The organism is Loktanella agnita (genome assembly GCF_046640325.1).
Taxonomy (GTDB): domain Bacteria; phylum Pseudomonadota; class Alphaproteobacteria; order Rhodobacterales; family Rhodobacteraceae; genus Yoonia; species Yoonia agnita.
Genome location: NZ_JBJMBF010000012.1, coordinates 1 through 12254 on the forward strand (window position 1 = coordinate 1; position 12254 = coordinate 12254).

Consider the following 12254-nt stretch of genomic DNA (forward strand, 5'->3'; position numbering starts at 1 on the left):
CGTTTCAGTCCCATAGTCAATCTCCTTTGTTGCAGTAAATGCTATCAAAGGAGCGGCATCAAACCGCGACAGGTCCAGGTTGGGGCTCGACACCATTCGCGACACAACACAGCGTCAAGGGTGCACAATTCCCAAGTGTTCTAGTTGTCTTGAGCGGTGGTTGGAACCACTACAACTGGCCTAGGCTACTTGAGCAAGTCCACACAGGCAAAACTTCAGCCGCACAGCGAGCCGGTTATTACCGTGCTCGCAACCTTTGGTATGTCGCGTTGTCTCGCCCTGAAAAGCGACTGGCCATATTGGCCACTCAAGAGCTAAACTCAGACGCGCTGCTGGCAGTTGAACATCTCTTCACACCAGAGATGATGTTAGAGCTGCCTTTCGGGACTTGATATCTGGCATTTCTTTGGTGGCAGCAGTCTAGCTGCTCGTGGAGAGTGTGAACCTTCACCACGACGATCAAACTGGATCAAAGATGCGGCATCTGCACGTCTATTGTCAGGATAAAATAGGCCGTGCTGGCGAAGCACAATCAGCTTAGCGGGATCTTTAACCCGGTGCCGCGACCACTTTGCCCCGATTTACACAGATCAGTGCGTCCAGGCGCCGCGCCGGTTGGTGGCGAAGTTTTCGCCATAGCCGCCGGGGCGGATATTGACTTTGCGCTGTTTCGGCTCTTGCACGACGGTCGCGATGCCGCGTCCTTCTGCGTAATCCAGCGCCTCTTGCTTGCTGTCGAATGTCAGTTTGACTTGCGCCTGCGTGTCGCTTGAAGAGGTCCAGCCCATCAGCGGATCAACCTCGCGCGCCGTTTCGGCTACGAATTCCAGAATCCAATGCTTGGTCTTGGCTGTGCCAGAGGACATGGCCGTTCTGGCTGGTTTGTAGATTCGTGCGCGCATGTGCGGTCTCCTTCGCTGGGCTCATATATGTGCAAAACCGCCGCGTTACGCAAGCATTTGCGGCGGTCAGGGTTTACGCTCTCTGGCAGAGGTCCCGGATCAGGTCCGGGACACCGTCACGCTCAGGCCCATTCGCCCGCGCGCATGACCGCCACCCGCTCACCCGTCTTGGTGATCCCGTCGATATCCACCGCATCGGACCCCATCATCCAATCCACATGGATGATGCTTTGATTGCCGCCCTTTTGTTGCAGCTCCTCCGGTGACAGCTCTGACCCGCCCTGAATTGTATCAGCGTAGCATTGCCCCAAGGCGATGTGGCAGGCGGCGTTTTCGTCAAAGAGTGTATTGTAGAAAAGTAGCCCTGATTGGCTGATGGGCGAGGAATGCGGCACCAATGCCACCTCTCCGATCCGGCTGGCCCCGTCATCGGTTTTCAGCAATTCCTGCAGCACCTTTTCGCCTTTGCTTGCCGTCGCTTCTACGATTCGCCCCGCCTCGAACCGGACGGCGATATTTTCGATCAGGCTGCCCTGATGCGCCAGCGGCTTTGTAGCGGCCACCGTGCCATCGACACGGTAGGCATGCGGGCAGGTAAACACCTCTTCCGTGGGAATATTCGGCTGGCAAGTCACCCCGTTCAGCGCCGGAGAGGCCCCGCCCTTCCAGATGTGCCCTTCGGCCAGTCCAAGCATCAGGTCAGTGCCCGGCCCTGTGTAGTGCAGGCTGTCAAACTGCATGTCATTCAGCCAGTTCACACGCTCTTTCAACACGGCGGTATGCGCGGCCCAATTGGCCACCGGATCGTCACCGGCCAGCCGCGAGGCCGCGTAGATTGCATCCATCAGCTTGCCTTGCGCCTCTTCCACCGGCAGATCGGGAAAGACCCGCGACGCCCAGGCGGGACCCGGGAAAGCCACGATGTTCCAGTTGACCTCAAATCCGACGATTGGCGCCATGGCTGGTTTCGCGGCGATGGCATTGGCTTTGCTGACGCGGGCAACCTTTGCCGGGTCCTGTTCGGCCAGTAGCATCGGGTCATCACCCGTGATCGCCATGCGGGCGGCACCCCCTTTAAACGCTTTTGCCATCCCTTCAAACAGCCAGTTCTGTGCCCGGTCAAAGCTTTCGTCCGGTGCATTTTCATAGCGGGCCAGCGTGATCGGATCATCACTGAAAAGCGGCGTTACGATCCCGGCACCGGCCTTATAGGCATGCACCGCGATCCTGCGAACCAGCTCCAGCGCCGCCATGGGTGCGGTGATGATCAGGTCCTGCCCCGGCTGCAAATTCAGCCCGGTGCGCACCGCCACTTCGGCGAGCCGGTCGAGTTTTTCGGGATCAATGGACATGGGGCTGCCTCCTGTCTGTGGTACGTCATTGCTGTGCGGCTATGCATCTAAACCATTGTAAACGTGTGAAAATTTCCGATGTCAGGCATTTTAGTCTTTTGCGCTTTCGGCGCTTAAGTATCCATCAACGGATCGCACTTAGCTTCGCATGCATCAAACGACTCAGTTGGTCAATCCCGTGGATGAGGAACACAACACATGATCAGACAATGCATCGCGACGACCGCCATTCTTATCGCCGGGCAGGCCGCTATAGCAGATGAATTCACCCCAGCGCTGGAAAGCTATCTGAATGACAACATCACACTTTGGGCGACAGACCCGGTGATTGTCGAAGCTCTGCGCGCAGCGAACGCACATACGGCGGGTTATGATAGCGGACAGATCGAGACATTGGATCAAGCGTGGCGCGGCGAAATCGGATCAGGCAGCACGCCGACCATTACCCCTGTTCTGGAAAACCCCGCCTCGGATTTTCTGCGCAGCCAAGTGGATCGCTCCGGCGGCGTGATTTCTGAAGTATTCATCATGGATCATGTCGGGCTGAACGTGGCTGCATCCTCGGTGACCTCTGACATGTGGCAAGGGGACGAGGCGAAATTCACACAAACCTACAGCCAAGGCGCAGGCGCGGTGCATATTGGTGAGGTGGAATTTGACGAGTCGTCGCAAACCTACCTTGGGCAAGTCTCTATCAGCATTACAGATCCTAACACGGGTGATCTTCTTGGCGCGATGACGGTTGGGCTGAACGCTGAAGCGCTCTTCTGAAATACATAAAAAGGCTCTGTCATGCGCGCAACGCCCTCTGATCAGCAGCAGCTTTCCTTCGGCCGCTCCATCTATGCAAAATGCCTGATGATCACCGCAGCGGCGGCCATCGTTGTTGCCGCAATTCTCAGCGCGCTGAACTATGGGGTCAGCGCGCGTCTCGCGCTTGACAGCGTCGTTGACCTTGGCACCACAAACACCACCAATACAGCAAAGACACTTGGCGGTGCGGTGCGTTTCCAAAAGAATGAGGATCTCAATCTTCAACTGACCCAGCTTCTGGAATCTTCCGATGGCCGCGCCAATGTCGCGATTGTTGTCGGCCCAGATGGTCAGGTGCTCGCGCAGGTCCTGAAAGCGAGCGGGAACGCCGCACCGCTGGGCACTGTCGCAGAGCAGGCCATGGCAGCAGATTCGCTTTTCAGCAGCGAAGACAGGCTGACCATCGCCTCGCCTGTGCATTTCGGCCAATCAAATGACGTCGTCGGGGCACTGGCCGTGGGGTGGACTGCTGACGCGACACTTTCCAGCCTGAAAAAGGATAAAATTCAGGCCCTTAGCCTAACAGCCATCGCGCTGATCTTGATGCTGTCGGTCGCGACCTTCATGCTCAAACGTATTCTTGGCCAGCCCTTGCAAAAGCTCGAAACTGCCGTGCAATCGGTTGCAAACGGCAATTACGGGGTGACCATCGACGGGACCGGTCGTAGTGACGAAATCGGGCGACTGGCGCGTAATCTCGATCAGATGCGCGAGAACCTTTCGGAGGCGAAACGTGCCTCTGACCAAGCCGCAGCAGACCAAATCGAACAGGAAGAGGTCATCGCTATACTAACAAATGCGTTGCAAAACCTCGCGTCTGGCGATCTGACAACGGAAATCAAACAAAAGGTCAGCACACGCTATACCCGTATCCGCAGCGATTTTAATGACGCAGCGCGCAAACTACATGACGCCTTGCTATCGGTCGTCCAGAACGCCTCGCAGATTCGCAAGGAATCCGATGAAATCGGCAGACATTCGGGTGATCTGTCCCGGCGCACTGAAAACCAAGCCGCAACGCTGGAGGAAACGGCAGCCGCGCTTGATCAACTGACCAGCGGCGTGCGATCCGCAGCAGATAGTGCAAAAGAAGTCGAAAACATCGTCAAGGACGCTCAATCAGAGGCCGACAACAGCACCAAGATCGTTACAAAAACGGTGGCTGCGATGTCCGAAATCGAAGGTTCATCAAGCCAGATTTCGACCATCATCTCAGTCATTGATGATATTGCTTTCCAGACGAACCTGCTTGCGCTTAACGCCGGCGTCGAAGCCGCGCGCGCAGGTGAAGCCGGTCGTGGATTTGCTGTCGTTGCATCCGAGGTGCGCGCGCTCGCACAGCGCTCTTCTGAGGCGGCCCAAGAGATCAAGACGCTCATCGGCAGCAGTTCGGAACATGTGGCAAGCGGCGTGAAACTGGTGGGCGAGACAGGTAACGTACTCAACACAATCACAGAACGGGTGACTGAAATTGCACGCCTGATCTCGGATATGGCCAATTCAGCATCAGAGCAATCGCACAGTTTAGCGGAAATCAACATAGGTGTTGGCCAACTCGACAAAGCGACCCAGCAAAATGCTGGCATGGTTGAAAGTGCGAATGCAGCCAGTCAATCGCTGCGCCATCAAGCTGCGGAACTTGGTGATCTGGTGGCGCGTTTCAAGACCAATACACACAGCAATAACAGACGCGCGCGCGCCGCCGCGTAATTGCACAGGGCTACCAGATGCGTAGCAGGCTTACTCTAGGTTAGTTCAGGAGGGTACTCGCCTTGCCTTTCATTCTGTCACCCCGCATAAGTCCGGTCAGTAATTGCGACCAAGGCGGACGATCCAATGTGGCTGAACCAAAAAGGCCACGACGCCGCTCCACGGCTGATGGCCACCCGCTGGAATCTAAAAATCGACGCCTTGGCTGCCAAAACCCGCCGTGCTTTTGTCTACCATGTCGTGGCCCCCAAAGGACCCGCAGCATTGAAGCTCTACAAGCGGATCGGGGGCGTCTGGCGAAGGCGCAACCATTCCATTCTTGCGTGAGTTAGGACCGGACATCGGCGCAAATATTTACCGCGTGAACGCATTGCGACATGTCGTTTTTATGCAGTGGTTGGAAGGGGCAACCCTTGCCAATATTTTTGCGCCGGATGAAGAGGAACGCGCGACACGGCTGCTCTCTTCCGTCGCGAATGGTATCCGAAATTCAAAATTCCGGCGCCCTTTCCGCTTTCAAAAGTTGCCCCAACCTTCAAGCGCGAACTTGCCATTTGCAATAAGAATGGTTTGCAAAGCGCTGAGCTGCCGCAAGCGATTGCGCTGCTCGATTATTTGATGGTATCAACTCAAGAAGAATGCGTGGTGCACGGCGACCTGCATTACAAGAATGTCATCTTGAGCGACCGTGGCCCCAGGTTAATTGACCCAAAGGCACTACGTGCCGATCCTGCATTCGAACTGGCAACCAGTCTTTTGAAGACTGAACGTCGCCTGACGGTCCCCGACTTTCTTGCCCATATCAGACAGCATGCCGCGATCATGGCTGACGAGACGGGTATCGATTATACGCGCATTATTCAATGGGCGGCGGTCACCCTTGCCTATACCGTGTTCTACCGTGGCTTAAAGCAACCCAAACGCAAAACAAAGCTACCACATGTCACAGCATTGCTGGCGCTATCGTCGCAAGATTAAGGCCATCCAACTGACGAGAGACCGGCTTTCCTGACGTTCGCACTTGAACCTGCCTGCCAATGTCACAACTATTGGGGCAAGCAAAGGAATGCCGATGGACAACGCACAGACCGACCCGCATATCTATCTTTCCAACCCAGCGCCCGACGTGAAAACACGGGAAAAGCTGGAAGGCGGGAAGCAGTTTGTCCTCAAAACCGAATTTTCGCCTGCGGGTGATCAGCCGCAAGCCATCGTTGAACTTGCGGGCGGCGTGACATCCGGGGAACAATCGCAAGTCCTGCTTGGCGCGACCGGCACGGGCAAAACCTTTACCATGGCCAAAGTCATCGAAGAGACCCAGCGCCCGGCCATCATACTTGCCCCAAACAAGACTTTGGCCGCGCAGCTATACGGCGAATTCAAGGGGTTCTTCCCCGACAACGCCGTCGAATATTTCGTCAGCTACTACGACTATTACCAACCAGAGGCCTATGTGGCCCGCTCTGACACCTATATTGAGAAAGAATCCCAGATCAACGAACAGATCGACCGGATGCGCCACTCGGCCACGCGGGCGCTGCTGGAACGCGATGATGTGATCATCGTGGCCTCGGTGTCGTGCATTTACGGGATCGGCTCGGTCGAAACATATGGGGCGATGACACAGGATCTGCATGCGGGCGGCGAATACGATCAGCGTAAGATCATGGCGGACCTGATCGCCCAGCAATATCGACGCAATGATCAGGCGTTTCAGCGTGGCGCCTTCCGGGTGCGGGGCGACAGCCTAGAGATCTGGCCCGCCCACCTGGATGACCGCGCCTGGCGGCTGTCCTTTTTCGGCGAAGAGCTGGAAGCGATCACCGAATTCGACCCGCTGACCGGCGAAAAGACCGACACCTTCGAAAAAATCCGCATCTATGCGAACAGCCACTATGTGACCCCCCGCCCGACGATGAAACAAGCGGTCATAGGCATCAAAAAGGAACTGCGCGTCCGGCTGGATCAGCTCGTGGCGGATGGGAAATTGCTTGAGGCACAGCGGCTTGAACAGCGCACGAATTTCGATCTTGAGATGCTCGAAGCGACAGGTGTCTGCAACGGGATCGAAAACTATTCGCGTTACCTCACAGGTCGCGCGCCGGGCGAACCGCCCCCCACCCTGTTTGAATTCATCCCTGATAACGCCATTGTTTTTGCGGATGAATCCCACGTGTCGGTCCCGCAGATCGGCGGCATGTATAAAGGCGACTATCGCCGCAAATTCACGCTGGCAGAACACGGATTTCGCCTGCCATCCTGCATGGATAACCGGCCGCTGAAATTCGAAGAATGGGACGCCATGCGCCCGCAATCGATCTTTGTTAGCGCCACCCCCGCCGCGTGGGAGTTGGAGCAGGCCGGCGGCGTTTTCACCGAACAAATCATTCGCCCCACCGGCCTCATTGATCCGGAAATTGAAATTCGGCCTGTTGAGATGCAGGTGGACGACCTGCTGGACGAGGTGCGCAAAGTCGCCGCTGACGGCTACCGCACCTTGGTCACAACCCTGACCAAACGCATGGCCGAGGATCTGACGGAATACATGCATGAACAGGGGATCAAGGTCCGCTACATGCATTCCGACATCGACACGATCGAACGGATCGAAATCCTGCGCGACCTCCGGCTGGGGGCATTTGATGTGTTGATCGGGATCAACCTGCTGCGCGAAGGTTTGGATATTCCCGAATGTGGGTTGGTCGCGATTCTGGACGCGGATAAAGAGGGTTTCCTGCGCTCTGAAACATCACTGGTGCAGACCATTGGCCGCGCCGCCCGGAACGCAGACGGTCGGGTGATCATGTACGCCGATCGCATCACCGGCTCGATGGAGCGGGCAATGAAAGAAACCGAACGCCGCCGCGTCAAACAGCTCGCCTATAATGAGCAACATGGGATCACGCCGCAGACTGTCAAAAAGAATGTCGAGGATATTCTTGCAGGGCTCTACAAAGGTGACGTGGACATGAACCGCGTCACGGCCAAGGTCGACAAACCGATGGCCGGCGCGAACCTTGCCGCTGTGCTCGACGGGTTGCGCACAGATATGCGCAAGGCAGCCGAGAACCTTGAATTCGAAGAGGCCGCGCGACTGCGGGATGAGCTTAAGCGGTTGGAAACCGTAGATTTGGTGGTCAGCGACGACCCGCTGGCACGTCAGCAGGCGGTGGAAAAAGCTGTTGGTGACGCACAGAAGGCGGCGGGCCGGTCCACAGCCGGACGGCCGGGGCAGCGCGGTGGGGTGAAACGGCGTTCAACCCGTTAACCTGATCCGCATTCGTCGGTAAAAACCTACAAGAGCAATTTTCGCGCAACGCAGTCCCGGACCTCAATCGCAACGCGCCCCATTGTGCCGCCGCTCATCAAGTAGGTTGCGCGTTCATGCGCACCAAACCCTTGCACTTGAAGCGCTCCGCGAAAAGCCATCCCGCCCGAACCGCTATAACCCCCGCAAACTTCAATCTCGCCCAAATCACCCGTAGTGTGGGCGCAACCCGACACCCACGCGCGAGATCACATGACAATCAACCCAACCACCGACGACGCCCGTGCCCTTGGCTCCAACCTCCTGACCAAAGCTCGGTTCGGAGCCTTGGCCGTCATCATGGATGGCGCGCCTTACGTGTCACGGGTCGCGATGATTTGGGACAAGACCGCGCTGATCACCTTGGTCTCTACCCTGTCCACCCATACAAACGCGCTGCTGGCGAACTCGGCCTGTTCGGTCCTGATTGGTGAGCCGGCCGACAAGGGCGATCCGCTCACCCATCCCCGCATGACGCTGCTTTGCGAGGCGACTGAAACCGACAAGGCCGCCGCAAAAGGCCTATGGCTCAGCCGTATTCCCAAAGCGCAGCTATACTACGATTTCAAAGATTTTCGCATGTTCCGGCTAACGCCGTCTGAACTGCATCTGAATGGCGGTTTTGGCAAAGCCTTTAGACTGCACCCGCAGGATCTACACCGCCCCTAACGGCGGCCGCGGCCGAACAGCATCACGCTGCCCTGTTTCCACATGCCTTTGATCAGAAAACCCTTGTCGCCGACACGCGGAAATTTGGTTTTCCAATCCAGAAAACGGTCATTTGTCACCACGCGCAGATTGTCCTTGATTGCGCGTTCCAACAGGATCTCATCCGCCGGGGTGCGGCTGGGCGCATGCACAACCTGCGACGGCGGCAGTCCCAGTTTGCGCGCCATATCCGTGCTGTCCATATGTTGGTCGAACAGTTTGTAACCGACATTCGCGTCGAAATAGACCAGCGGCCCATAGCCGCGCGCTTGCAGCTCTGTCAGCACCCGCTGCAAGATTTTCAGCGACGGTTCACCGCCCCAATGCATGACGTTGGACCCATCGACCACAATGGGCCTGCCCACGATACGCGCGGTATCCGGTTGTTTGGCAGCAGTATCTGACCGCCGCAACCATTGTCGCAGCCGCAGCAGATACCCCAGCGACAGCAGGCCGAATGTGATGAAAACCCCTTTGCCCAGTGCATCAATCACGCGGGATTTCTGAGCATCTTCGGGGAGCAGGATAGCGCAGGCAATCATGCCCACGAACAGCCCGAAAATCAGAAATTTCAAAAACCGCATCCGCCGCACCTGCCACCTATCGCACTGATCACATGCAATCCTAAGGTGTATTTATGGGGATTCCATGTCCCCTTCCAGCCCGTTTAGGATCGGACAGTCAGGCCGGTTGTCCCCGGCACAATCGCGCACCAGATCTGCAAGCGTGTCGCGCATCGCCTCCAGCCCTGCGATCTTGACCTCAATCGCTTCCAAGTGGCCCTTGGCGATGGCCCGTACATCGGCGCTCGCGCGGCTTCTGTCCTCCCACAGGGCCAAAAGATTGCGGCAATCCTCGATCGAAAAACCCAGCGCCCGCGCACGGCCCAAAAAGGCCAGTTTATGCGCGTCATTGTCCCTAAACACCCGGTAGCCATTGGCGCTGCGCTGCGGGGTGACCAGCCCGATATCCTCATAGTAGCGAATGGTCTTTGCAGGCAGACCCGTGCGTTCAGATACGTCGCCAATGTTCATTATCGCTCTCCTTTCACCCAGCGCAGCCGTAGCGCATTACTGACTACCAAGACGCTTGATAGCGCCATTGCCCCAGCCGCCAAAGCAGGTGAAAGCAACACGCCCCAAATCGGATAGAACACCCCTGCCGCGACCGGGATCAGCAGGATATTATAGCCAAAGGCCCAGGCGAGGTTTTGACGAATATTGCGCATGGTCGCCCTACTGATCGCAATCGCATTCAGCACCCCGCCCGGATCACCCGACATCAACACCACATCCGCGCTTTCGATGGCGACATCAGTGCCGGTCCCGATGGCCACGCCTACATTTGCAGCGGCAAGCGCCGGGGCGTCATTGATCCCGTCCCCGACAAAGGCAACCTTTGCCCCCTTGGTCTGCAACGCGCGGATCGCATCAACCTTGTCCGCAGGCAGCGTGTCGGCGATCACCTCGCTGATCCCAAGCGCGCGCCCTATGGCCGTGCCGGTACGGGCGTTGTCGCCGGTCAGCATCACCACGCGCAGCCCCATCTTTTGCAGAGCTACCACAGTGGATTTCGCGTCAGGCCGCAGGGTATCGGCCACGCCAATGACTCCGGCAGGGGCGCCGTCGATGGCAACCATGATCGGCGTCTTGCCTGCGGCTGACAGCGTTTCGACATCCGGCAGTAGTACTGCGGCGTCGATCTTGTCTCGTGCGAACAGACGCGCGGCCCCGATCAAGATCTTGCGCCCTTCGACCGTGCCCGACAGGCCATAACCGGGAATCGCTGCGAAGTCAGAAACCGATGGTAAAGGCTTTGACGCAGCCGTGACAATCGCGTGGGCCAGCGGGTGTTCGGACAGTGCCTCCACCGCGGCGACGTCGCGTAGCAGCGCATCCGCCGTGCCATGCAGTGGCAGTACATCGGTCAACGCGGGCTTGCCGGATGTGAGCGTCCCGGTCTTGTCCAAGGCAACCACATCGACCCCTTGCAAAGCTTGCAACGCATCGCCTTGCCGAAAGAGTACGCCAAGATCGGCGGCGCGGCCCGTGCCCACCATGATAGCGGTTGGCGTGGCCAATCCCATGGCGCAAGGGCAGGCGATAATCAGGACTGAAACACAGGCGACCAACGCGTAGGACAGAACTGGTGAGGGTCCGAAGATGAGCCAGACCAATGCGGTCGCGGCGGCACCGCCCATGACAGCAGGGACAAACCATGTCGTGATCCGGTTGACGAGGTCCTGCACTGGCAGGCGCGCGCCTTGGGCCGCTTCGACCATTGCAATGATCCGCGCCAGCATCGTGTCGCCCCCGACGGCCGTGACCCGCATTTTCAGCGCGCCGTTGCCGTTGACCGTGCCGCCGGTCAACGTATCGCCGCTGCGTTTTTCAACCGGGACCGGTTCACCAGTGATCATGCTTTCATCCACAAAAGACGTGCCTTCCCGCACGACCCCATCGGTCGCGATCCGTTCGCCCGGATGGATGATCAGGATATCGCCGCGTGTGACTTCGGCGATGGGCAGGTCAACCGCAGCCCCGTCGCGCAACACGCGGGCCGTTTTGGGGCGCAGCCCGACCAGCCGCTTGATCGCGGCCCCGGTCTGACCCTTCGCCCGTGCTTCCAGCCAACGGCCCAGCAGGATAAGCGTCACGATCACGGCAGCGGCCTCAAAATAAACCGCGCGGGTGCCATCGGGCAGAAGCCCCGGCGCGAACAGTGCAACAGTGGAAAATGCCCAAGCCGCACTGGTGCCCAACACAACAAGCGCATTCATGTCCGGGGCCCAGCGCAGCAGTGCAGGCACGCCCTTTGTGAAAAAACCACGTCCGGGCCAAGCAAGCACCAGCGTGGTCAACACGAACTGGATCAGCCAACTGGTCTGCATCCCAATGCTTTGCGCGATCAGGTGATGCAGTGCTGGGAACAAATGCCCACCCATTTCCATCACAAAAACCGGCAGAGTCAGCGCGGCAGCGATCCCGAACTGTCGCAACAAATGCTGCGCCTCTGCTGCTTGCCGGTTATCGACCTGGTCGGCCTGCCCCAACGGTGTGGCGCTGTACCCTTTCGCCGCCAAAGCCCTTTGCAGCGCGCCGATATCCGTGAGGCTAGAGATCGTCGTACTGCCGTCGGCCAAATTCACATGGGCAGACAACACGCCCGGCACCGCGTTCAGCGCATGCTCTACCCGGCCCACGCAACTGGCGCAGGTCATGCCGCTGACCGCTAGCCGATAGGTCTGTGCCAGTGCCGGATAGCCCGCCGATTTCAGCGCGCCCGCCACCGCGCGGCCCGTTTCCGCGTTGTCCATCTGGACGGCGGCAGAGGCACGGGCAAGATCGACCTGCGCCCCGGTCACGCCCGCCACAGATGTGATCGCCTTTTCGGCACGGCCCACGCAGCTTGCGCAGGATATGCCGTCCACCCCGAACCTGATTTCCGTAACCTGTGTCATGC

The 12254-nt window shown here is 58.1% G+C and carries 10 protein-coding genes and 1 pseudogene; 6 read left to right on the plus strand and 5 right to left on the minus strand.

Annotated elements, in window-relative coordinates:
* Window positions 1-590 precede the first annotated feature (590 nt).
* Window positions 591-902 carry an ETC complex I subunit gene (locus tag ACJ5NV_RS13925; RefSeq protein ID WP_411644628.1) on the minus strand — a complete coding sequence of 104 codons (312 nt, stop codon included), beginning with the start codon at window positions 900-902 and terminating at the stop codon, window positions 591-593.
* Between the two features lie 122 nt (window positions 903-1024).
* Window positions 1025-2254, minus strand: a complete 1230-nt coding sequence (locus ACJ5NV_RS13930; RefSeq protein ID WP_411644630.1) for an aminopeptidase — start codon at window positions 2252-2254, stop codon at window positions 1025-1027.
* Window positions 2255-2452: 198 nt separating this feature from the next.
* Between ACJ5NV_RS13930 and ACJ5NV_RS13935 the strand changes: the two genes are divergently transcribed.
* The 6 genes and pseudogenes from ACJ5NV_RS13935 to ACJ5NV_RS13960 all read left to right on the plus strand — a co-directional run bounded on the left by ACJ5NV_RS13935 (window position 2453) and on the right by ACJ5NV_RS13960 (window position 8753).
* On the plus strand, window positions 2453-3025 hold the full coding sequence (locus ACJ5NV_RS13935; protein ID WP_411644631.1) for a hypothetical protein: 573 nt from the start codon (window positions 2453-2455) through the stop codon (window positions 3023-3025).
* Window positions 3026-3046: 21 nt separating this feature from the next.
* On the plus strand, window positions 3047-4777 hold the full coding sequence (locus ACJ5NV_RS13940) for a methyl-accepting chemotaxis protein (protein WP_411644632.1): 1731 nt from the start codon (window positions 3047-3049) through the stop codon (window positions 4775-4777).
* Window positions 4778-4903: 126 nt separating this feature from the next.
* Window positions 4904-5104, plus strand: coding sequence for a hypothetical protein (locus ACJ5NV_RS13945; protein ID WP_411644634.1), 201 nt, complete (start codon window positions 4904-4906; stop codon window positions 5102-5104).
* Window positions 5105-5233: 129 nt separating this feature from the next.
* A pseudogene (locus ACJ5NV_RS13950) lies at window positions 5234-5755 on the plus strand (aminoglycoside phosphotransferase family protein); the annotation flags it as partial.
* 94 nt (window positions 5756-5849) lie between these two features.
* Entirely contained in the window at window positions 5850-8045 is a 2196-nt protein-coding gene (uvrB, locus tag ACJ5NV_RS13955) for an excinuclease ABC subunit UvrB (protein WP_411644636.1), read from the plus strand.
* A 252-nt stretch (window positions 8046-8297) separates the two neighbouring features.
* A complete protein-coding gene (locus tag ACJ5NV_RS13960; RefSeq protein ID WP_411644638.1) occupies window positions 8298-8753 on the plus strand; it encodes a HugZ family pyridoxamine 5'-phosphate oxidase in 456 nt (151 codons plus the stop codon).
* Here ACJ5NV_RS13960 and ACJ5NV_RS13965 read toward each other — a convergent pair.
* The 3 genes from ACJ5NV_RS13965 to ACJ5NV_RS13975 are packed head-to-tail and all read right to left on the minus strand — an operon-like array spanning window position 8750 to window position 12252.
* A complete protein-coding gene (locus ACJ5NV_RS13965) occupies window positions 8750-9376 on the minus strand; it encodes an NYN domain-containing protein (protein ID WP_411644640.1) in 627 nt (208 codons plus the stop codon). The two genes, ACJ5NV_RS13960 and ACJ5NV_RS13965, sit on opposite strands and share 4 nt — an antisense overlap.
* 51 nt (window positions 9377-9427) lie before the next feature.
* Entirely contained in the window at window positions 9428-9826 is a 399-nt protein-coding gene (cueR, locus tag ACJ5NV_RS13970; protein ID WP_411644642.1) for a Cu(I)-responsive transcriptional regulator, read from the minus strand.
* Window positions 9826-12252 (minus strand): heavy metal translocating P-type ATPase, encoded by a 2427-nt coding sequence (locus ACJ5NV_RS13975; RefSeq protein ID WP_411644644.1) that lies wholly within the window; start codon window positions 12250-12252, stop codon window positions 9826-9828. The genes cueR and ACJ5NV_RS13975 overlap by 1 nt, the downstream gene beginning before the upstream one ends.
* Between the last annotated feature and the right edge of the window lie 2 nt (window positions 12253-12254).

Bases quoted from the DNA above. Each gene is read 5' to 3' on its own strand.
- ACJ5NV_RS13925 (WP_411644628.1), bottom strand. From the start codon at position 902: ATGCGCGCACGAATCTACAAACCAGCCAGAACGGCCATGTCCTCTGGC.
- ACJ5NV_RS13930 (WP_411644630.1), bottom strand. From the start codon at position 2,254: ATGTCCATTGATCCCGAAAAACTCGACCGGCTCGCCGAAGTGGCGGTG.
- ACJ5NV_RS13935 (WP_411644631.1), top strand. From the start codon at position 2,453: ATGATCAGACAATGCATCGCGACGACCGCCATTCTTATCGCCGGGCAG.
- ACJ5NV_RS13940 (WP_411644632.1), top strand. From the start codon at position 3,047: ATGCGCGCAACGCCCTCTGATCAGCAGCAGCTTTCCTTCGGCCGCTCC.
- ACJ5NV_RS13945 (WP_411644634.1), top strand. From the start codon at position 4,904: ATGTGGCTGAACCAAAAAGGCCACGACGCCGCTCCACGGCTGATGGCC.
- uvrB (WP_411644636.1), top strand. From the start codon at position 5,850: ATGGACAACGCACAGACCGACCCGCATATCTATCTTTCCAACCCAGCG.
- ACJ5NV_RS13960 (WP_411644638.1), top strand. From the start codon at position 8,298: ATGACAATCAACCCAACCACCGACGACGCCCGTGCCCTTGGCTCCAAC.
- ACJ5NV_RS13965 (WP_411644640.1), bottom strand. From the start codon at position 9,376: ATGCGGTTTTTGAAATTTCTGATTTTCGGGCTGTTCGTGGGCATGATT.
- cueR (WP_411644642.1), bottom strand. From the start codon at position 9,826: ATGAACATTGGCGACGTATCTGAACGCACGGGTCTGCCTGCAAAGACC.
- ACJ5NV_RS13975 (WP_411644644.1), bottom strand. From the start codon at position 12,252: ATGACACAGGTTACGGAAATCAGGTTCGGGGTGGACGGCATATCCTGC.